The organism is Algoriphagus sp. Y33, from assembly GCF_014838715.1.
Classification (GTDB): Bacteria; Bacteroidota; Bacteroidia; order Cytophagales; family Cyclobacteriaceae; genus Algoriphagus.
Map to the genome: position 1 here is coordinate 3,811,587 of NZ_CP061947.1, position 20,240 is coordinate 3,831,826.

The window sequence follows — 20,240 nt, forward strand, 5'->3', positions numbered from 1 at the left end:
GTCTTCCGCATTCCTTGCCTATAGGCATGCGCCCAGTAAAAGAAACATACCTGCCGGCATCATTGCGCCCATACCCATAAAAAATTATATGATTATCCGCAATGATGCCAGTAGCCTCATTTTCTTTGGTGTAACGACAGGAAAACCGATGACAGAAGACCGAAGTGGCCTCGGCACTAGTGTTTTCCAAATCCTATAATGCTTTAGTCTCTTTACTGGCAGAAAAGCGGATATACATAAAAAATTAAAAGTAATAATTGAGAAAAGAAACTAACGACAAAGCTTTCATCACAACTCTCATACATTGTAATGCTTTTGAAAGAAGATTATGGGCAGAAGCAGGGGTAATTGACATTAGGCCCGCTATTTCTGAATAACTCAGCTCATTGAAATACTTGAGCACTACAATTTCCCGCTGTCTTTTTGAAATTTTTGTAAGTGCATCGGTGACTTTCCTCTCATTTTCCTTTGCATAATCGAGAGAAACCAAGCCGTCTTCAATCGACGCTTCAAAAGCCCGCGACTCCTGACCTTCATCCAAATCAGTGAAGAGCTTTCTATCCCTATTGATATGCTGGATAAGTAGATTTCGAAATGACTTAAACAGGTAATACTTAACTGACTCCACTTCCGACAGTGATTCTCTTCTATTCCAAATAGTGGTAAACAACTCCTGAATACAGTCTTTGACCAATTCCCGATTGTAGCAAAAATGCATACCATAATTAAAAAGCAAGTTGGAAAAGCGCTGATACAAATTGGAAAAAGCCAGATCATTGCCCTTTATCAAACTTTGCCACAAAGCTCTCTCGTCCGAACATGAACCGGAAGTGGTTTTCGGACTTCCTGAAATAAATAGATCAACCTTGCTACTCATATACAAAATTTTATTCCTGTAAAATTCGATTTTAAGGTAGTAAGTTTTTTATATTATATCAAAAACTTACTTTAAATATCTCACAGAAGCAATCAACCAACTATTATAAAACAGTATTACCCCAGTATACCAGCAATAAAAAAACCGCCGTAGGTTCCCAAAGCATTTCCCAAACTTCCCACCAAAACTCCTGGAATCAACAAATCAGGGCGGTTCAAGCTTTCAGCTGCTGCCAATGCGGTAGTGTTTCCTCCAACATTTGCCTGAGACGCCACCGCAATAACATCCCAATCGATCCGGAATAATGCTCCAAGTCCAAAAATCACCAGTCCATGAATCAATACCAGTACTGAAACAAACAAAAACAACACTCCTGCAAGATCGCCCAGTCCCACCAATGTACCCAAATCACACAGTGTCCCAATAGCCGACAGGAAAAGTAAGATAAGGAAAAAACCAATTGTGTGCGTACCCTCCAGTTTCTTCAGTAACCGTATTTGGGCCAAAATCAACGCAATGGTGGTGAGTGTAAGTATCTCGGGAATCTGCGGAAAAAACTGCGAGGTTAATTTTGAAACTGCCATAGCCAGAAATGCCAAGCCCAAAATACTTGCCAAGCCAGCTATACTTACAGATTCGTTGGTTTTAATTTTTTGACCCGCATTTCCCGACGGAAGCAATTTCTTTCTGGGCAAAAAAGTCTGCAAATACTTCGGCAAAATTAGTGTAGCAATAATCCAAGGTGTTCCTATGAGGTTATCTACCACAGTGGTGGCTGCAAACAAGTCTGCATTCTCGTTAACTTGATAGCTCAAGGCGATCGCATTGAAATTGATACTTCCACCTATATAAGTACCGGTGTACATTCCTGCTACTGCATTTGCCATCGGCCCAATTTCTACTGCCGGCTTCACTAGATACCAAGCGACCAGTACTCCGATAATTGTCCCCACCGCACCAATGCCAAACATAAGCAAAATCGGCATTCCAGCTTTTTTGAGGCTTTTGAGATCTACCTCCAGCAAGGCAATGAAAATCCCCATAGGTGCCAAACACTTAAATATCCCCACATAAACAGGATTACCTCCCGTCGCAGTAGGGATAATACCGAAGTTGGCTGCAATAGCCGTAATTACTATCACCAATATAGGCATGCCCACTATTTTCCAACCTTTGAATTTTGCCAGCCAAACAGACAGCAGTACAAACATGCAGAGCATTCCACTAATGTAAATGGGGTCTTGAGTCCAAGTCATAGGGTAAAATAGGCAAAAAAACATTTATCGAGAGCTTTTGAACCCCTCCAAATCAGACTTCCCCAACAGTATCACTTAATGCGATAGAAAGAACTGCCTCACTTTTCCACTAACAAATTCTATTTCTTCTTCTCTCATCCAAGGATTTAGTGGCAAAGAAAGTCCTTGAGCACTTAGAATTCCGGCATTTCTAAAATTTCCCTGACAGGAAAACTCCGTCATCTCTGGTAAGCTGAGGGGGTAATGAATGGCTGTACCTACTCCTTGCTTGGATAAAAACTCTTTCAATTCATTTCTTTTGGGAGTTTGCACTACAAAGAGATGGGCATTATGATCTTTTCCCAAAATACCGGCCGGCAATCTCAAGCCGTCCAGATCCCCCAACGCCTCAAGGTACATCCCTGCAAGCCTTTTTCGAAACTTTTGGAATGAAACAAACCTGTCCATATAAACAGTTAGAAACCCTGCTTGTATAGAATCGATTCTGCTATTTCTTCCTACCAATTCATGTTCATCACGAACTTTCTGCCCATGATTAAGTAGCTGTCTAATTCGTTCGGTGAGTTCAAGTGAGTCTGTCAGGCACATTCCCGCTTCTCCCAACGCACCGAGATTTTTAGTAGGATAAAAACTCAGGCATCCCACATCTCCAAAAGTACCCGCAGCTTTATTGTTTTGAAAAGAACCAAAAGACTGGGCTCCGTCTTCGATCACAAAGAGTTTATACTTCTTTGCTTTAGCCATCAGATTTCCCATATCCACCATTTTACCGTACAGATGAACTGGCATGACTGCCTTCGTGTTCTGGGTTATTGCTTCTCCCCAATCTGCAGCCAATAGTCCATTCGCATCCGTATCCCAGAAAATCGGTTTTGCTCCCACCATAGCTACTGCCTCGGCAGTGGATACCCAAGTCATCGCAGGAACGATAACCTCATCCCCTGAGCCGATTTGCAATGCCCTCAAAGCAAGCTCCATTGCATCTGTACCATTGGCACAGGCAATAGAAAATGGAGAGTTGAGGTAAGTTGAAATTCTAGACTCAAGTGACTTCACTTCCTCTCCGCCGGAAAAAACACCTAGGTCAAGCATTTCCGAAAACTTAGATTTCAAAGCATTTTTCAGCTCAGAATCCATTCTTTTCAAATCAAGAAACGGAACCCTCATCCAGCAATTTGGCCAATTGAATACTTAAATTTCTTCGCGAATAGTGCTCAATTCCAGTTGCCGAAACAGCTTTTCCTCCCCGCTCAAACAACTCCCTCAAGCTGACTTGAATAGCTACATGATCCGAATGAGACAAAACTTCACCAGCTCCTGATTCTTCCAAAATCATGGCAGAATCACCTTCAGGATCTCCCAAAGCCAGAATCGGCAAGGAGGTCGCCATATACTCGAATAGCTTTCCGGGGATGTTCCCTTTTGCATTTTTAGTATTGGTGAGAATCAAAGCCAGGGCATCAGCTTTCTCGTAAAACCGGAAAACCTCCTGATGTGACACATATCCCGCCAAAATCACATGGGAGGAAAGCCAAGAATCCGCAGCAATCTGCTCACGCACTTGATCACTCACCCGCCCTACAAAAGTAAAGTGCACTTCTCCTTTCTCCATCGAAAACTCTTCCTTCATTGCATTCAGCAAAGGCATGGGATTTCTGATCGAATCGATGATCCCGCTATACACCAAATGCAGACTGCCCGCTTTTTTTTCTTCCACAGAAAAGTCATGTGGAATATCAGCCAAATCAAAGCCATTGGTCAGTATTTCGATTTTCCGGTGAGCTAACTGCTCTAAATCATGCTGAAATGTAGGAGAAATAGTGGTCACAACATCCGCCTCACCCAATACCTGCATCTCTAGTTTTCTATGCCTTTCCAGCACTTGATTCTGCATGGGAAGTTTATCCAAAAATTCCCATTGTGACCAGGGATCCCGAAAATCAGCAAGCCAAAAAACATTCGTTTTTCGCTTCAATTCTCTCCCAATCAAATGCATGGAGTGCGGCGGTCCTGTAGTAATTACCGCCTGGAACTGTCCTTTTTCCACTAATTCAGTCAAGAATTTGACTGAAGGTTTGACCCAAAAAACCCGGGGATCAGGAACCAGCAAATTCGCCCGCAGCCAGATTGCTGCCCTTTCTAGAAAACTGTGTTTTTTTTGCTCCAGCACCCTTCCCGGATGCGATTCTTTTTTCCCCCGGAGCCTATCCAAAAGTTGATAAGGTTCCCAGATCGGGAATTTCATTACCTCCAGATTAGGAGAAATTTCCTTTTCCAGGCTTTCGTCTTTAAGGTCAAAATCAGGATTTTCCGGTGTAAAAATCACCGGCTCCCAACCTGCTTCAGGTAGATATTTGGCAAACTTCAGCCAGCGCTGTACGCCGGAACCTCCGCTTGGCGGCCAATAATAGGTAATGATTAGAACTCTTTTGGACATAATTTGGGCACAATGTACTAAGTACAAAGTACCAAGTAGTCGGCCATAAAATCAAACTTCTAAAAAGAACATTAATTAACGAGCCTTCAGAAAGGGGATGAAAGGGGAAAGCGGGGCTGAATAGAGAGTGTCAACCAAAACCTGTCAAGTTTACACCATTGATTTTTGATAAATAAGCAGATTATTACGGTTCTAATAGCAAAACCTGACAGGTTTACCCGGTAATTTTTATGCATAACATAGCATAAAACTCCGGGTCCATCGTGGTATCTATTTATACATGAAAAGAGACTGTCTCATAATCATGTTTTCTTGTCAGACTGAGCGAAGCCGAAGCCTTTTATGTGCAATTAAACCCATTTCGACTTCACTCAATGTGTCAATTATGAGTTATGAGACAGCCTCCTTCTCAATTTCTAATTTTCTTATTCACCCTGTGCCAGTGAGTAGCCTCTCACACCGTCGAAGGAGTATAAGTTTTCAGTCTTAATAAAATCGAATCCCAGTTCTTCTACTTGCTTCAATAACTCACGGATCTGAGCGTGTGAAATTGTGGATTGCTCGGGAGTCTGGAATCTACATCTCCAGTGATCCGTACAGAAAGACTCACGCATGCCGTCAGGAAAAACTTTAATTCCTCTGTTGGTGATCAAAGTCAATTGCAATCCATCAGCATTCGCCTTGCGAAGTTTTTCGCCCAGCACCTGGGGATCTCTTCCCGGCTCATCCCAATCTACAAACACGTCCACGCCGATTAGCTCTTTTTTAGCTTTAGTCACTGGAGATACAAACACATTCATTGGAGTGGTGTCCTTATCAAATTCAGCCGGAACCATCGTAGAAGGAAGTTGACCAATTCTTTCAATCACTGCATTAGCAAACTCTTCAGTACCAACCTTCTTAGTAGAAAGTCCTTCCTGATAGATATCGCCTGTATGGATTCCGTCTTCCAAAGTCTTCATCCACGCATTGGAAATTTTCTCAGCAACTTCCGGCTGACCAATATGAACAAGCATCATGATCGCTCCATTGAGCAAGCCTGATGGATTTGCAATGCCCAACCCTGTGATATCAGGAGCTGAGCCATGAATAGCTTCAAACATCGCTACTTCTTCACCCACATTGGCAGATCCGCCAAGCCCCACAGAACCCGTAACCTGAGCTGCCACATCAGAAATAATATCACCATAAAGGTTCAAAGTCACGATCACATCAAATGTCTCCGGTCTATCTGCTATTAGAGCAGTTCCAATATCGATGATTTTATGGTCAGCTTTGATTTCAGGATATTCCTTAGATATCTCATCAAATGTCTTATGGAAAAGACCATCTGCCAACTTCATGATGTTGTCTTTGGTCATGCAGGTCACTTTCTTACGACCGTATTTTTTTGCGTACTCAAATGCATATCGAATAATCTTCTCAGAGCCCGGCTTTGAAATCAATTTCAACGACTGAAAAACCTCTTGCGTCTGTCTATGCTCTATTCCTGCATAAAGATCTTCTTCATTCTCACGGATGATCACCAGATCTGTCTTCGGAAAATGCGTCTTGATGAATGGCGAAAAAGCCTTACAAGGCCTCACGTTTGCGTACAAACCAAAAGAAGTGCGGGTCGTAACATTCAGCGATTTAAAACCACCACCCTGAGGAGTAGTGATAGGTGCCTTCAGGAAAATTTTCGTTTCTCTTAGCGATTCGAATGCATTCGGCTCCATTCCTGAACTGATACCTTTCAGATACACTTGTTCTCCGATTTCGATTACATCATATTCGAGTTGAGCACCGGCTGCTTCTAGGATCGCCAAAGTTGCCTTCATGATTTCGGGACCGATCCCATCACCATAGGCAACCGTAATTTTTCTTTTGGAAGACATATTATTATAGCGGATTTAGTTGAAATTCGATTTTGAACAAAAGTAAATAAAAATGTGGAAGCAGTTTTTTGACTTGGGACAAAATCCACATTATCCATACTTAAATTACAAAAGGGGCAATAATCCATTACCTTAGGCTCATCATTTTTCGGGTACTCAGTTTGGGATTGAATACCCTGCTTGTATATTTGTTTTATACTCAACGATGAACTATGGCTGATTTCAAAAATATCCTAACTGATGTAAAGAATGGAGTGCTCCACCTTACCATCAATAGAGAAGACAAAATGAATGCGCTGAATTTTGATACGTTGAAGGAGTTAAAGTCGATTTTTGAGGAGGTTTCAGACAATAAGGAGATTAAAGCTGTAATCATCACAGGGTCTGGAGAAAAAGCTTTTGTGGCTGGTGCCGATATTAGTGAGATAGCTTCTCTAAATGAAGTTAATGCCCGAAAATTCGCTGAGAACGGACAGGAAATTTTCAACATGATAGAAAATTGCCATAAGCCTGTGATCGCGGTGAATAATGGCTATACGCTTGGCGGAGGCTGCGAACTGGCTATGGCATGTCATATTAGAATCGCAACTGCCAATGCGAAATTTGGGCAGCCGGAAGTCAACCTGGGAATCATTCCCGGCTATGGGGGAACTCAACGCTTAACTATCCTAATCGGCAGAGGAAAAGCCAATGAATTAATGATGACCGGTGACATGATCGGAGCAGAAGAAGCTAAGGTCTTAGGACTTGTTAATTATGTGCTTCCTACCAAAGAAGAAGCTTTGGGAAAAGCCGAAGAAATCATCGCCAAAATTCTTAGCAAGGCACCTCTCGCTATCGGTATGATTATAGACTGCGTCAACTCTGTTTACGTGTCTGACGAAAATGGATTTCAGACGGAAGCAAACAGCTTTGCCAGATGTGTGAAATCGGGAGATTATAAAGAAGGAACTTCTGCTTTTCTGGAAAAAAGACAGCCGCATTTCAAAGGAGAATAGCCTCCTTTTCACTGAATGGGTAATTTCAAAAAACTAGCCGGACAAACCGCAGTTTATGGACTGAGTAGTATCCTCGGTAGATCTATCAATTTTTTGTTGATCATCGTGTACACCCAATACCTCAGCAAAGAGGCTTTAGGTTCATTCACAAGTATTTATGCACTGATCGGGTTTATGAATATTGTCTTCACGTACGGGATGGAGACAGCTTTTTTCAGATTTGCCACAGGCAAAAACCTAGACCCTACAAAGGTTTACAATTCTACCCAATCCTTATTGATTACAAGCACCCTGATTTTGGGTTCCGGGTTGTATTTGCTCGCTCCTTCACTTGCCGAATGGCTGGATTATCCTGGTCAGGCCTATTTATTCAGATGGACTGCTTTAATACTATCTTTTGATGCAGTGTTGGCAATCCCATTTGCCAAGCTACGGCTGGAAAACAAAGCGCTGATTTTTGCCGGTGCCAAAATCTTTAACATTCTACTGAATATATTTTTCAACCTTCTACTGATCATAGGGTTTCCCTATTTGATTTCCACAGGAGTGATTTCAGAATATTTTCTAGGATACAGATCAGATTGGGGAGTGGAATACATTCTACTTTCAAACCTTTTTGCGAATGGATTAATCATCCCATTCGTTTGGTGGAAAGCCGGGTTCTTCCAGTTCAAACTGGAAGCTGATATCATCAAACCCATGTGGATCTATTCCGTCCCACTGCTATTTATGGGATTGGCAGGGGTGACCAATGAGTTGTTTTCCAGATTTCTATTTGAATACGTGCTCCCTCCAAATTTCTATGCCGGACTTAGTGCCCGGGAAGCGGGAGGTGTGTTCGGAGCTAACTTTAGACTTGCCATCCTGATGAACTTGGTGATTCAGGCATTTAAATATGCTGCCGAACCGTTCTTTTTCAAGCAATCAGCCGACAAGAATTCTCCGATGCTATACGCAAAGGTGATGCATGCATTTATTGTTTTTTGCTCGGTACTTATGATTGCCATTTCGGTAAACCTGAACTGGTTGGGACCAATGTTTTTGAGACAAGCCGGCTACGAAGAAGGACTGTTTATTGTCCCTACACTCTTGATGGGATACTTACTTCTAGGCATTTATTTCAACCTTTCTATTTGGTTTAAAATCACGGATCAGACCAAATACAGTTTTTGGATCACATTAATTGGCGCAATAATCACCGTGGCGATAATCGTTGTATTTGTACCGATCTGGGGGTACATGGGCGGCGCTCTCAGCACGATCACCTGTTACCTGGTGATGTGTGTGCTTTGTTTTCTTTACGGACAAAAACACTATCCTATCCCTTATAAAATAGCAAAAGGACTTATCTACCTACTTATTTCCTTTGCACTCAGCTATTTGGGATTTTACCTTGATCTAGGGATTCCAATTCTGAATTTCTTCCTGAAAAACAGTCTTATTCTACTTTATCTCGGACTTATATTCTTGCTCGAAAAAGATCAAATCATTTCTTATTTGCCCAAACGCAAAAAAATGTAATCTTAATTTTCATCAACCGGGGATCATTTTAGTACGTACTCTCGTTAGCAAGAAGAATAACTCTATCTCATTCCCATCGACAAGCAAAGCCTTATTGCATAAAAGGCATTATGTTTGTGAATTCAAGCCGAAGTCTCTATTTCCCGTGAAATTCAAAAGAATACTCCTTATATTTCTCGTAGCCGCCCTAGGCTCCGCAGCAAGTTTTGCCCAAGGTAAGCTCTCGAAGAAAGAGCGTACAGCTCAATCAAACAAATCGCAAGGGTCCCGTTATTTCATAGAGGGTGAGAAAAACCTCGTTCTCGATGATTTAGAAAAAGCATTTTTCTACTTTCAAAAAGCACGGGATTTCTCCCCCGAAGAACCTGCCATCCATTACAAAATAGCCGAGGTGCTGGTCAAAGCAAACCAACCTGAAAAAGCGATGCCCTTTGCCACCAAAGCAGCGGAACTCGATGCTGACAATAAGTACTACTCCTTGATGCTAGCAGAGATATATACGAATCTCAAGCAACCACTCAAAGCTGCTGATATACTGGAAAAACTAACTGCTGATGGTGAAAACAATCAGCAGTACAACTTGGATCTTGCCTCTATCTATCTGAATGCAGGGGAGATGGACAAGGCTTTGATTGTGCTGGACAGAGCTGAAGATTACTATGGAGTGATGGAGCCAATCACACTGCAAAAACAGCGGATTTATTTAAATAAAAACAACCTTAGTCAAGCTATTGCAGAAGGTAAAAAACTGGTGGAAGCTAGACCGGGCACCCCTGCCTATGTAATGAATCTGGTAGAGATTTTATATAACAACAATAGGATAGACCAGGCATTGGAGTTGGTATTTGGAGAAATCAAAAAATATCCAAATCAACCTGAATTGCAGATGGCAGCTCACACATTACTAAAAGACAAGGGAAATATCGACGAGTCAAACCACCATCTCTATGCGGCATTTGCCAGTGCAGATCTTGATCCTGAAGTCAAATCAAAGGCTTTTATCAGCCAGTTAACTGAAATAAAAACTCGAGAACGAGAGACATTGCTTGATAGCCTAGAGACGCTTATGACTACGACAAGTCCAGAGAATGCAACGATTTATGCTGCTCTTGGGGAGCGTAAAATGCAAGAGCAAAACCTAAGCGAAGGTATAGAATATTTCAAAAAATCACTTTTACTTGACCCTAAGAACCCCAAAATGCTCGAGCAAGTGATTTTAGGGTCTTTCGGAGAAGATGCAGATTTCAGAGAACTGGAGAAATTCACAATTCTAGGAGTTGACGAATTCCCACAAAACCCGGAATTCTGGTTTTACGACGGGGTAGTGAAATCCGCACAAAAGAAAGACGAAGAAGCTGTCATTTCTCTCAAAAAAGCCATAGAACTGAACTCAAACAAAAACCCACAATTGAATCAAGTAGCCTTTGGGGCTTTGGGTAATTCATTGTATAATTTGGGAGATAAGGAAGAAGCTTTTCTAAATTTTGACAAAGCACTGGAACTTAATCCTAATGACGAGCAAGTGCTGAACAATTATTCCTATTTCCTTTCTCTGGAAAAAAAGAATCTGGACAAAGCAAAGACAATGTCTGATAAAGTTGTCAAGAGATTTCCCGAAAATGGCACTTTCCTTGATACACACGCTTGGGTTCTTTTTCAGATGGAAGATTATGAAGGTGCCAAGAAATTTATGGACTTGGCATTAAAGCACGAGACCAAGCCTAGTGGGGTAATGCTTGAACATTATGGAGACATCTTGTTTCACCTGGGCAAAAAGAACGAAGCGTTGAGTTATTGGAAAAAAGCAGAAGGAAGTCCTGAAGCCTCTGATAAACTTTCACAAAAAATAAAAGAAGGAAAATACCATGAATAAATTTTTTGCAGGAATCGCGCTTGTCTTCGGCCTAGGCCTTCTACTCTCCTGCTCTAAAAAGACGGTCGTCTATCAGGCAGATGGAAAGATGGAGGGTTTTTCACCAGTCTATACAGACTATGGGTTTATGAGTGCCAAAGCCAAAGTAATCATCGAAGAAGAATCCGGTAAAATCACCAGGGGCAGCTTGAACCTACGTGCAAAGAAAGATTCTGTGCTATGGTTCATTATTTCTCCCGGTATGGGAATGGAGGCAGTACGCGGCTTGATCACAGAGGATAAAATCCAAATCAAAGACCGAATCGGCAAAGAGGAGATAAACCTAACATTCAAAGAATTTGAATCAATCTATGGCCTGAAATTATCCCTTGAGACTTTTCAAAACGTACTTTTCGCCAACCCTCCTCACGAAGTAGACTACAAAGACAGATTAGTACGTGTAGGTAAATCATTTGAACTGACTCAGGTTCGGGACAAAGTCCGATACTTCTCCAAAGTCGACGTCAATTACAGAAAAGTCACCGAGTTGGTGAGCAATTCACTTGATGATCGGGGATCACTATTGGCAAGCTATGCTACTTTTCAGGAAGTGGACTCCAATCCTTTCCCTTTTGAAGTCCTCTATAAACTGGCCTACCAGCTACCTGAAGGTGGACAGAATACCATCATCCATGTGGAGTGGACAGCTGTAGATCCCCACTCCGAACCACTCAGCTTCCCCTTCAAATTTTGAACTGCATGTTTCGCAAATACTTTATTCCATTTAGCCTTCTGATTGGATTGATATTTTTTTCGGCAGCTGATCTTTCTGCACAAACTAAGAAAACCCGAGAGCAACTTGAGAAAGAAAAAGCTGAAGTACAGGCTAGATTACTGGAATTCGACAAAATTCTTAAGCAGACCACCGCAACTAAGAAAAGTACAATAGGTGAATTAAACGCAGTAACAAGGCAGTTCCAGACTCAAACAAGACTGGTCAACACCCTAGATAGGGAAGTAAAGCTAATCAATCAAGAGATCAAGGAGACTGAATCAAAAATCACAAGTCTGGAGAGTCAGCTGAAAGAGCTGAAAGCCGAATACGGCAGAATGATCTACAATGCTTCCAAACTAAACAGAGGGCTTTCTATCGTTTCATTTGTTTTTAGTTCGGCAAACTTTAACCAGCTCTATTCCAGATTAATGTATCTAAAACAATACACCGATAGTCGCAAACAGCAAGCTGCTCAAATCGAAAAACTAAGTATTGAACTTAAAGATCAGCGCGTTTTATTGGATGAGAAAAAAATCGAAAAAGAAAAAGTACTTGTCGAGGAGCAAAAGGAACGCGCCCAACTGGATAAGATGAAACGGGAGCAAGAGGGACTGGTAAATACGCTCACGAGCAAGGAGAAAGACATCAAAAAACAGATTACCGCAACCAAAAAGCAACAGGATCAACTGAACAGAATGATCAAGCAGGTAATCGAAGATGAAATTAGACGGGCGGAAGCTGCAGCAAAAAAAGAAAACAGTACTGCTACCAAATCATCAGGCAGTAGTATGCCGATGACTCCTGAAGTAGCAGCCTTGTCCAATTCATTTGCCGGCAACAAAGGTAAATTGCCTTGGCCTGTGGAAACAGGATTTGTGGCACAGGGATATGGCACTTATCCGCACCCTACGCTCAAAGGGATTACTATGGAAAGTGACGGGCTGGATATCCGAACTCAGCCAAACTCTTCGGTGAGGGCGGTATTCGATGGTACAGTCACCAAAATCACCACAATGCCCGGTTTTGGCGGAACGGTAATTATCAAACATGGGGAGTATTATACCATGTATAGTAAGTTGAAAACCATTACTGTAAAATCGGGTCAGACTGTCAGTGCAAAAGACGTAATTGGTCAGGTAGCAACAGGAGCTAATGGCGAAGCGGAAGTACATTTTCAGACCTGGAAAGGGCTGACTGTTATGAATCCTTCTGCCTGGCTTACATCCAAATAGTTGAGAATTGCGTATATTCATAAAAAAGATGGACTGCTTTTCCGTTGAACTTTGTGTAAGCGGATCACAGTTATATCTTTGTAACCTCATTTACCCTTAAACACACACCATCATGACTACATTAGGTTTCATTCAAAACATGGGCGGTGGCTCGATCGTACTGATCGTATTGGTCGTCCTTCTACTGTTTGGTGCTAAAAGAATACCTGAATTGGCTCGTGGCCTTGGACGTGGTATCAGAGAATTCAAAGATGCTACCAAGGACATTCAGAACGACCTGGAAGAGGGACTGAAAGACGACAAGAAAAAGTAATCTCTTAAGCCAATAAATTGGAAAAATTCATCTCATTCGACGAAATCAAAAAATCGCTCGAAAAGAAGGAAACTGACTGTCGGGCGATAGTCCAATATTATTTGAAAAACATTCAGACGAAGGCGCATCTCAACGCCTTCGTCGAAGTTTACGAGCAATCCGCATTGGTTCAAGCTGATCTTATAGACGAGAAGTTGGCCAAGGGAAATGCCGGTAAGCTTGCCGGGATGGTAATTGGCATTAAAGACGTACTTTGCTATACCGGCCATGAGGCAAACGCTTCCTCAAAAATCCTCGAAGGTTTCGAATCTCAATTCACTACTACTGCCATTCAACGATTGCTGGATGAGGATGCGATCATCATCGGAAGATTAAATTGTGATGAATTCGGAATGGGCAGTTCCAATGAGAATTCTGTCCACGGCAAAGTGCTGAATGCGGCAGATGAATCCAGAGTACCCGGAGGATCTTCCGGAGGGTCAGCAGTGGCAGTTCAGGCAAATCTCTGCACAACTTCTTTGGGTACAGACACCGGTGGATCAGTCAGGCAGCCTGCTGCCTTTACGGGTGTGATTGGGATGAAACCAACCTATTCCCGCGTTTCACGCTGGGGTCTAATTGCCTATGCCTCTTCTTTTGATTGTATTGGCGTATTTTCCCATACAGTAAAAGACAATGCGCTCGTGATGGAAATTATGGCTGGTCATGATGAATATGACAGCACATCCTCTAGAAAATCAGTATTGCCCTATAGTCAATTGTTACATTTTGACAAAAAAGCAAAAGTTGCTTACCTTAAGGAAACAATAGAATCTCCTGCGCTCCAGCTAGAGATTAAAGCCAACACATTAGCTGTTTTGGAAAAATTGAAGTCAGAGGGTCATACGGTAGAAGAAGTAAGCTTCCCATTGCTGGACTTTATTCTCCCAACCTATTACATTCTGACCACTGCAGAAGCAAGTTCTAACTTGTCCCGATTTGATGGTGTGAAATATGGATACCGTACGCCAAACGCGCACAACCTAGAAAGCATGTATAAGCTGACTAGAAGTGAGGGATTCGGAGAGGAAGTAAAGCGTAGAATCATGCTTGGCACATTTGTGCTCAGTGCAAGCTATTACGATGCATATTTTACCAAAGCACAGAAAGTCAGAAGATTAATTAAAGACTTCACTGAAAATCTTTTGAATGATTTTGACTACATTATTATGCCGACTACACCATCTACAGCGTTTAAGTTTGGCGAGCATAGTGGCGATCCGGTAGCAATGTATCTGGAAGATCTCTTCACAGTACAGGCATCGGTATCAGGAGTGCCTTCTATTTCATTGCCAAACGGCAAAGATAAGCAAGGAATGCCTATAGGATTACAAGTGATCTGCAACTCGTTCAAAGAAGCCGAATTGTATGCTTTCAGTAATTACCTAACCGAATTGACATCATAAAACCCATTATTCCAATGAAAAGAACTTTGTACAGAATCTTCACACTTGCGCTTGTCACATGTCTGATTCCTCTGTCCGAAGCCTTTTGTCAGGATGATGGGGCGGTAGCTGATGCTCCCTTGCTTGACGAAGAAGTTTTGCCAAATTATCATTACGAATACATTCCGGATTTCACATATGAAGACATTAACCGCCGCGTCAAAGCGATGGATCATGAAATGTCCTTTGAGCTGAATGACCGCATTTTTTCTTTTATCCAATACTTCACGGTAAGAAATAGAGACTATACCAAAATGGTCTTGGCTCGTAAGGAGATGTTCTTTCCCATGTTTGATGAAACTATGGCAAAGCATGATATGCCGTTAGAGATCAAATATCTATCCATCATAGAATCCGGGCTTGATCCCCAAATCCGCTCAAGAGTTGGGGCGATGGGGCTTTGGCAGTTTATGCCCGCTACAGGCAGGATGTATGGTATGAACACCAATAATGAGGTAGATGATAGAATGGATCCCGAACTCTCTACGGAGGCCGCTGCAAAATACCTGAAATCACTTCATAGAATGTTTGGAGATTGGGAAGTAGCTATGGCTGCTTATAATTGCGGCCCCGGTAATGTAAGAAAAGCCATTCGAAGATCAGGGGGAAAAAACACCTTCTGGGGAATTTACAACTACCTGCCAAGGGAAACACGAAGCTATGTCCCGCAGGTACAGGCGATGCTTTATATACTAAATCATCTTGAAGAGCATAATTTCCATCCCGAAGATCCTACATATGTGGTGGAATATGAAAAAATCCGTTTTGACAGAGCACTTAGTTTGGACAAACTTGCAGAGCTCACCAACCTGTGTGTATCAGATCTGGAAACTTTAAATCCCGCTATAAAGAATAAAAAACTTCCTGAAAGTAATAGAAACATGGCACTTCGCATCCCCAAATCGAAAGTGCCTTACATCAAAAAAAATCTGGCTTGGCTAAGTGACTCCCTAAATAATGCGCCAACTGTATTGCTAGCGTCAAATGTACAAGTGCAGTCTGTAGAAGCACTGGCACAGGAAATCAAACAAAATGGCACTACCTATAAGGTAAGATCTGGAGACGTGCTGGGATCGATAGCCCGTCGTCATGGTGTCACAGTCACTCAGATCAAATCATGGAATAACCTCTCCTCTAATCTGATTCGAGTCGGCCAAACACTAAGGATCAACTCAGGAATATCAGAAAACATTGCCTCTACCCAAACAAACTCTTCCGGGCAAACCACTTACATCGTCCAACCTGGAGATTCCTTGTGGGTTATTTCCAAAAAACATGAAGGCCTGACCGTGGAGCAAATTAAGCGATTGAACAATCTTAATTCGAATAACATCAAGCCTGGCCAGAGACTCATAATCGGCTAATTCAGACTGGATCAATTCTCATTTTGTTAATTTTTTTTAACTAATGGCAATATTCAATCCTAAATAAGGATATGTGTTGTTATGTCATTAATTTGACCTTATCCAAGAACCAAACAATCAAAAATGAAAACGCTTTCATCCTTTCTCATAACCTTAGTTATAGGCATTACCCTTATTTCCTGCGAAACTGATGGAACGGCTGTGGACAGCTCCAAGCCAAAAGCAAGAGGTTCTATCGGGGAGATCATCCTTGTAATAGATTCCGCAAAATGGGCAGGACCTGTCGGAGAAGAATTAAAAGAGATTTTCGAATCCGATATTCCCGGAATGATTCGCTCAGAAGCAAAATTCAAGATAAATACCGTTGATCCCAGGGCGATGACCCGTATGCTCAAAATGTCTACCAACCTGATATATGTCACTACTTTTGATGACAAAGGCTCCGCCAGTCAAGTGATCAACGCACAGTTCTCCAAGGAATCGAAAGAAAAGGCAATGAATGACCCCAATATTTATTCCCTGAGAATGGAAGATGAATATGCGATCGGTCAGGAAGTATTGTATCTATTTGGAAACACAGAAGGTCAGTTGGTCGAAAATCTCAAGAAAAACAGAAACCGCCTACAGAACCTATTCGAAGTAAGAGAAAGAGGCAGATTGGAGAAAGTAATTCTTGCCAGAAAAAACTCGGCGGCAGCTTTCGAAGCAAAAGAAAATCTAGAGATTGAAATAAATGTGCCTGCCTCCTATCAAGTAGCAAAATCAGAAGATGATTTTCTTTGGGTAAGACAGATCACTCCAAGCGAAAAAAGAGCTGACATCAGCTTGTTTTTCTACGAGACAGATTACACTTCTGAGGAACAAACTTTCCCCGAGAACATACTCAAACTCAGAGACTCTATCACAAAGCAACATATCTTTGGTGACCCTGAAGACCCCACTTCTTATGTGGTTTCTGAAAAACAAATCCCTCCGGTTTTCAGAAACATGGTGATTAATGATAATTTTACCACAGAAATGAGAGGTTCCTGGAAAACCAACAACACAAGCATGGGAGGATCTTATCTGGGTTACCTGATGGTTGATCAGAAAAAAGGAAAACTTTATTACATTGAAGGCTTCGTATTTTATCCAAATGAAGTACACAGAGATGCCCTTCGTGAAATCGAGACTATTCTTCTCAACACTAACGTGAGTTGGAAGAATGACCAGGGGGCCTAAAACCCAAATTATATTAGCTTTTTATGGCAATCAAAATCCGCAAGGAAGACGCACTTAATTATCATACGCAGGGCTCTCCGGGCAAAATTGAAGTAAATCCCACCAAGCCGCTTTCCAGTCAGATGGATCTTGCCCTTGCATACTCTCCTGGAGTAGCTGAGCCCTGCAAGGAAATTGCGACAGATGTAGAAAATGTCTATAAATACACAGCCAAAGGAAATTTGGTTGGAGTGATTTCTAATGGGACGGCAGTGCTGGGTCTTGGAGATATTGGACCTGAAGCGTCCAAACCGGTGATGGAAGGAAAAGGAGTTCTTTTCAAGAAATTTGCAGGGATAGACGTTTTCGATATTGAGATCAATGAAAAAGATCCAAAAAAATTAATTCAGACAATAAAATCCCTTGAGCCTACTTTTGGCGGGATAAATCTTGAAGATATCAAAGCGCCTGAATGTTTTGAAATCGAAGCTGCGCTCAAAAAGGAAATGAATATCCCGGTCATGCATGATGACCAGCACGGTACGGCAATTATTTCAGGAGCGGCACTGTTAAATGCCCTAGAACTGGTGGGAAAAGACATCTCCAAGATCAAATTGGTAGTGAACGGTGCCGGAGCCGCTGCAATTTCTTGTACCCGCTTCTATATTTCCCTCGGCATCAAAAGAGAAAACATTGTCCTGGTAGACATAGTAGGAATCCTTCGATCAGACCGAACCGATCTAGACGACATCAGAAGAGAATTCTGTACTGATAGAGATCTTTACACCCTTACAGATGCTTTGAAAGACGCTGATGTTTTTTTGGGGCTCTCTGCCGGCAATATAGTGACCCAGGATCAGCTTATGCTAATGGCACCGAATCCGATTGTTTTTGCCTTGGCAAATCCTGATCCTGAAATTTCGTATGATTTAGCAGTAGCAGCACGGGAAGACTTGATCATGGCCACAGGCAGATCTGATCATCCCAATCAAGTGAACAATGTGCTCGGTTTCCCTTATATTTTCCGTGGAGCACTGGACGTACGGGCTACAGCTATCAATGAGGAGATGAAACTCGCCGCAGCCCAAGCCATAGCCAAACTTGCAAAAGAGCCGGTTCCTGATATAGTCAATAAAGCATATGGTGAAGATAAGCTGGGATTTGGCAGATTATACCTTATCCCAAAACCTCTGGATCCCCGACTGATAACAACTATAGCTCCTGCTGTGGCAAAAGCTGCGATGGATTCAGGCGTAGCAAAATACCCAATACAAGACTGGGACGCTTACGAATTAGAACTTCAAGAGAGAATTGGTATTGACCAGAGATTGATGTCTGTAGTCATAGCCAGAGCTAAAAAAGACCCTAAACGTGTCGTGTTTGCGGAGGCAGATAATAGAAAAATCCTCAAGGCAGCGCAAATCATCCGTGATGAAAAAATAGGAGAACCGATACTTCTGGGTAACAGAGAGAAGATATTATCACTAATAAAGGACAATGCATTGGATCTATCCAATGTAATCATTATTGATCCTATGGAAGAAAAAGACCTGCTGAAGAAATTCGCAAGTATGCTTTTCCAGAAACGTCAAAGAAAAGGAATGACCGCAGGTGATGCTGCCCGATTAGTCACTCAGAGAAATTACTTCGGTGCATTGATGGTGGAATCAGGCGCTGCAGATGCGTTTATTTCCGGGCTTACGCGGGATTATCCTAAAACTATTTTGCCTTCCCTTCAAACAATTGGAGTGAAGCCAGGGGTGAATCGTGTGGCGGGTATGTACATTATGAATACCCCAAAAGGCCCATATTTCTTTGCCGATGCCACTGTAAACCTTAATCCCACTGCGGAAGAATTGGTAGAAATCATTGGTTTGACGGCAGACGCGGTGAGGTTCTTTAATATGGAACCCCGGATTGCTGTTCTTTCCTATTCCAACTTTGGCTCGGCAAAAGGAGATATTCCCGGCAAGATGGCCAAAGCAACGGCTATTGCTCAGAAAAAATATCCGGATTTGGTGATAGAAGGAGAAATGCAGGCAAATGTTGCAATAAATGAAGACATTCAGCGCGAAATGTATCCATTCTCTAAGCTTATCAATAAAAGAGCAAACACTTTGATCTTCCCGGATTTGAGTTCGGGCAACATCGCATATAAGCTTCTTGCCGAATTAGGGAACTCTGAAGCGATAGGCCCAATTTTGCTGGGAATGAACAAGCCGGTACATATACTTCAGCTGGGTAGTTCTATTCGGGAAATAGTAAACATGGTAGCTGTAGCTGTAGTAGATGCCCAATCCGCAAACACCTTATGATCGATTATCTACAGGGAAAATTGGTTTTCAAAGATCCTACTTACGTCATCATAGATGTAAACGGAATAGGGTATCATGTGAAGATTTCTCTTCAGACATATACTGAAATCAAGGATGAGGAGCAGATAAAGCTCCTCACCTTCCTTCATATCAAAGAAGACGCACACACACTTTTTGGATTTAAGCAAGCCAACGAAAAGCGTTTATTTTTAATGTTACTTTCTATCAACGGAGTAGGACCAAGCACCGGCTTAATGATTCTTTCATCACTAAGTTCATCCGAAATAGAGCAAGCCATTCTTGCAGGCGATGTAGCTACTATCCAGCATGTAAAAGGGATAGGAGCAAAAACTGCCCAAAGAATTATTTTAGAGCTAAAAGACAAAGTAGGGAAAGGTGGGGTTGATGCGAACACCGTCTCATTTGGTTTCTTGAAATCAGACAATAAAATACGTGAGGAGGCGTTACAAGCACTTATTACGCTTGGTTTCCCAAAAGCCGCTGCAGAAAAAAATATAACAACGGTCCTCAAAAAAACCACGGGAGAAATTTCATTAGAAGATTTAATTAAAGCATCTTTAAAGACATCATAATTTTAAGTTGTATTGAACTTTTGGAGTTTACTGACTTTTTTTCGGAGGAGGTTTCTCAATAGTTGGCCTCAATTAATTATCCTTTGTGGCCTTCTGTTTGCCTATTCCACTTCTGAGGCTCAACAAACCAATCCTGACAGTGTTCA

General features: G+C 42.0%; 16 protein-coding genes. 11 read left to right on the top strand and 5 right to left on the bottom strand.

The genetic code is table 11. From position 1 onward, the window contains the following. Window positions 1-244 precede the first annotated feature (244 nt). The 5 genes from ID165_RS15285 to ID165_RS15305 form a co-directional block, all read right to left on the bottom strand. Window positions 245-877, bottom strand: coding sequence for an RNA polymerase sigma factor (locus tag ID165_RS15285; protein ID WP_192085790.1), 633 nt, complete (start codon window positions 875-877; stop codon window positions 245-247). A 116-nt stretch (window positions 878-993) separates the two neighbouring features. Next, window positions 994-2,133 carry a DUF819 domain-containing protein gene (locus ID165_RS15290; protein ID WP_225586775.1) on the bottom strand — a complete coding sequence of 380 codons (1,140 nt, stop codon included), beginning with the start codon at window positions 2,131-2,133 and terminating at the stop codon, window positions 994-996. Between the two features lie 75 nt (window positions 2,134-2,208). Continuing rightward, the gene (locus ID165_RS15295; RefSeq protein ID WP_192085792.1) at window positions 2,209-3,300 is read right to left on the bottom strand and encodes a DegT/DnrJ/EryC1/StrS aminotransferase family protein; all 1,092 of its coding nucleotides are present in this window, start codon (window positions 3,298-3,300) and stop codon (window positions 2,209-2,211) included. After that, complete coding sequence (locus tag ID165_RS15300; protein WP_192085794.1) at window positions 3,281-4,570, bottom strand: glycosyltransferase family 4 protein; 1,290 nt, start codon at window positions 4,568-4,570, stop codon at window positions 3,281-3,283. Before ID165_RS15300 ends, ID165_RS15295 begins: the two co-directional genes overlap by 20 nt. 425 nt (window positions 4,571-4,995) lie before the next feature. Next, window positions 4,996-6,447: an NADP-dependent isocitrate dehydrogenase gene (locus ID165_RS15305; protein WP_192085796.1), complete on the bottom strand. Its 1,452-nt coding sequence runs from the start codon at window positions 6,445-6,447 to the stop codon at window positions 4,996-4,998. Between the two features lie 212 nt (window positions 6,448-6,659). Here ID165_RS15305 and ID165_RS15310 point away from each other — a divergent pair, with 212 nt between their 5' ends. The 11 genes from ID165_RS15310 (at window position 6,660) to ruvA (ending at window position 20,094) form a co-directional block, all read left to right on the top strand. Beyond that, window positions 6,660-7,445 (top strand): enoyl-CoA hydratase/isomerase family protein, encoded by a 786-nt coding sequence (locus ID165_RS15310; protein WP_192085798.1) that lies wholly within the window; start codon window positions 6,660-6,662, stop codon window positions 7,443-7,445. Between the two features lie 15 nt (window positions 7,446-7,460). After that, window positions 7,461-8,966: a lipopolysaccharide biosynthesis protein gene (locus ID165_RS15315; protein WP_192085800.1), complete on the top strand. Its 1,506-nt coding sequence runs from the start codon at window positions 7,461-7,463 to the stop codon at window positions 8,964-8,966. 145 nt (window positions 8,967-9,111) lie between these two features. Continuing rightward, window positions 9,112-10,839: a tetratricopeptide repeat protein gene (locus ID165_RS15320; RefSeq protein WP_192085801.1), complete on the top strand. Its 1,728-nt coding sequence runs from the start codon at window positions 9,112-9,114 to the stop codon at window positions 10,837-10,839. After that, the gene (locus ID165_RS15325) at window positions 10,832-11,572 is read left to right on the top strand and encodes a DUF4292 domain-containing protein (RefSeq protein ID WP_192085802.1); all 741 of its coding nucleotides are present in this window, start codon (window positions 10,832-10,834) and stop codon (window positions 11,570-11,572) included. The genes ID165_RS15320 and ID165_RS15325 overlap by 8 nt, the downstream gene beginning before the upstream one ends. 5 nt (window positions 11,573-11,577) lie before the next feature. Then, the gene (locus ID165_RS15330; protein ID WP_192085803.1) at window positions 11,578-12,825 is read left to right on the top strand and encodes a murein hydrolase activator EnvC; all 1,248 of its coding nucleotides are present in this window, start codon (window positions 11,578-11,580) and stop codon (window positions 12,823-12,825) included. Window positions 12,826-12,937: 112 nt separating this feature from the next. After that, window positions 12,938-13,138 (top strand): twin-arginine translocase TatA/TatE family subunit, encoded by a 201-nt coding sequence (locus ID165_RS15335; protein ID WP_111322719.1) that lies wholly within the window; start codon window positions 12,938-12,940, stop codon window positions 13,136-13,138. 17 nt (window positions 13,139-13,155) lie between these two features. After that, window positions 13,156-14,583: an Asp-tRNA(Asn)/Glu-tRNA(Gln) amidotransferase subunit GatA gene (gene gatA, locus ID165_RS15340; RefSeq protein ID WP_192085804.1), complete on the top strand. Its 1,428-nt coding sequence runs from the start codon at window positions 13,156-13,158 to the stop codon at window positions 14,581-14,583. Between the two features lie 14 nt (window positions 14,584-14,597). Further along, window positions 14,598-15,986 carry a LysM peptidoglycan-binding domain-containing protein gene (locus ID165_RS15345; protein WP_192085806.1) on the top strand — a complete coding sequence of 463 codons (1,389 nt, stop codon included), beginning with the start codon at window positions 14,598-14,600 and terminating at the stop codon, window positions 15,984-15,986. A gap of 123 nt (window positions 15,987-16,109) precedes the next feature. After that, window positions 16,110-17,207 carry a DUF4837 family protein gene (locus ID165_RS15350; protein WP_192085808.1) on the top strand — a complete coding sequence of 366 codons (1,098 nt, stop codon included), beginning with the start codon at window positions 16,110-16,112 and terminating at the stop codon, window positions 17,205-17,207. Between the two features lie 23 nt (window positions 17,208-17,230). Continuing rightward, window positions 17,231-19,501 carry an NADP-dependent malic enzyme gene (locus ID165_RS15355; protein ID WP_192085810.1) on the top strand — a complete coding sequence of 757 codons (2,271 nt, stop codon included), beginning with the start codon at window positions 17,231-17,233 and terminating at the stop codon, window positions 19,499-19,501. Next, on the top strand, window positions 19,498-20,094 hold the full coding sequence (ruvA, locus tag ID165_RS15360) for a Holliday junction branch migration protein RuvA (RefSeq protein WP_192085812.1): 597 nt from the start codon (window positions 19,498-19,500) through the stop codon (window positions 20,092-20,094). The genes ID165_RS15355 and ruvA overlap by 4 nt, the downstream gene beginning before the upstream one ends. Window positions 20,095-20,240: the final 146 nt, after the last annotated feature.

Bases quoted from the DNA above. Each gene is read 5' to 3' on its own strand.
- ID165_RS15325 (WP_192085802.1), top strand. From the start codon at position 10,832: ATGAATAAATTTTTTGCAGGAATCGCGCTTGTCTTCGGCCTAGGCCTT.
- ID165_RS15335 (WP_111322719.1), top strand. From the start codon at position 12,938: ATGACTACATTAGGTTTCATTCAAAACATGGGCGGTGGCTCGATCGTA.
- ruvA (WP_192085812.1), top strand. From the start codon at position 19,498: ATGATCGATTATCTACAGGGAAAATTGGTTTTCAAAGATCCTACTTAC.
- ID165_RS15315 (WP_192085800.1), top strand. From the start codon at position 7,461: ATGGGTAATTTCAAAAAACTAGCCGGACAAACCGCAGTTTATGGACTG.
- ID165_RS15355 (WP_192085810.1), top strand. From the start codon at position 17,231: ATGGCAATCAAAATCCGCAAGGAAGACGCACTTAATTATCATACGCAG.
- ID165_RS15330 (WP_192085803.1), top strand. From the start codon at position 11,578: ATGTTTCGCAAATACTTTATTCCATTTAGCCTTCTGATTGGATTGATA.
- ID165_RS15285 (WP_192085790.1), bottom strand. From the start codon at position 877: ATGAGTAGCAAGGTTGATCTATTTATTTCAGGAAGTCCGAAAACCACT.
- ID165_RS15310 (WP_192085798.1), top strand. From the start codon at position 6,660: ATGGCTGATTTCAAAAATATCCTAACTGATGTAAAGAATGGAGTGCTC.
- ID165_RS15290 (WP_225586775.1), bottom strand. From the start codon at position 2,133: ATGACTTGGACTCAAGACCCCATTTACATTAGTGGAATGCTCTGCATG.
- ID165_RS15305 (WP_192085796.1), bottom strand. From the start codon at position 6,447: ATGTCTTCCAAAAGAAAAATTACGGTTGCCTATGGTGATGGGATCGGT.
- ID165_RS15350 (WP_192085808.1), top strand. From the start codon at position 16,110: ATGAAAACGCTTTCATCCTTTCTCATAACCTTAGTTATAGGCATTACC.
- ID165_RS15300 (WP_192085794.1), bottom strand. From the start codon at position 4,570: ATGTCCAAAAGAGTTCTAATCATTACCTATTATTGGCCGCCAAGCGGA.
- ID165_RS15295 (WP_192085792.1), bottom strand. From the start codon at position 3,300: ATGAGGGTTCCGTTTCTTGATTTGAAAAGAATGGATTCTGAGCTGAAA.
- ID165_RS15345 (WP_192085806.1), top strand. From the start codon at position 14,598: ATGAAAAGAACTTTGTACAGAATCTTCACACTTGCGCTTGTCACATGT.